Raw genomic sequence first — 807 nt, forward strand, 5'->3', positions numbered from 1 at the left:
TCCTGCATATTGAACATATTCATATGAACCATTTCTGAAATTAGTTAAATTGGTTTTATTTATTTTAACTAATTTAAGTCCACTACCCGTAACAAGTATGCAATATCCCTGAATATAGTTTTCTTCTTCTGAGACTACGGTATTGAATAAGAAGCCGCCGCCTTCCATACTATGCCAGTCAGTACCATCTCTCTGTAAATCAAAATCAAATACTTTTCTATCCGGATTATTATCTTCAACATATAGAAAATCTTTAAATGCTGCATAATAATATCCAACCATTTTTATATCTTTTCCTGTATATTGGATATGATGTGGAAGAACATAGCCCCAGTCATTAAATCCCGGATGGTCATACTCTTTCCAGGCAAATGTATCTGTCGCTGTAATTGCAGATGTACTTACTGTAGTAATATTGGCTTCAATTCCTTTTTCCTTTAACTTATCTTCGACAAGCTTACTTGCTTCTGAATAAGCATTCAATACATCTTTATCTGCACTGCCAACCGTAAAAATAATGTCTGCAATTTTACTTTTTTCTACAGTCACCTTTGACTTTGGTGCCTGGTTAGTAATCTCAAATACTTTTTCTGTATTTCCTGATAAATATACCGAATCATCTATTAATGATGGAATTGTATCTGTAAATGTTTCTTTTACATTAAGTACAATTTTGTATTTACCAACATTATCTAACTCATAGTTAAATGAGCTTCCATCACCATCTCTTTCATCTATAATTTCAGTATCATCAAATATATTATCATTGTCTGAATCATAGAATAATATGTAATGTCTGTAGTTAAT

1 protein-coding gene is annotated in these 807 nt (G+C 31.4%); it reads right to left on the reverse strand.

Annotation, left to right across the window (positions count from 1 at the left end):
• On the reverse strand, positions 1-807 hold an 807-nt coding region (locus OCV48_RS13930; RefSeq protein WP_262559978.1), incomplete at both ends, for a hypothetical protein.

Source organism: Bovifimicola ammoniilytica, assembly GCF_025567085.1.
Taxonomy (GTDB): Bacteria; Bacillota; Clostridia; order Lachnospirales; family Lachnospiraceae; genus Bovifimicola; species Bovifimicola ammoniilytica.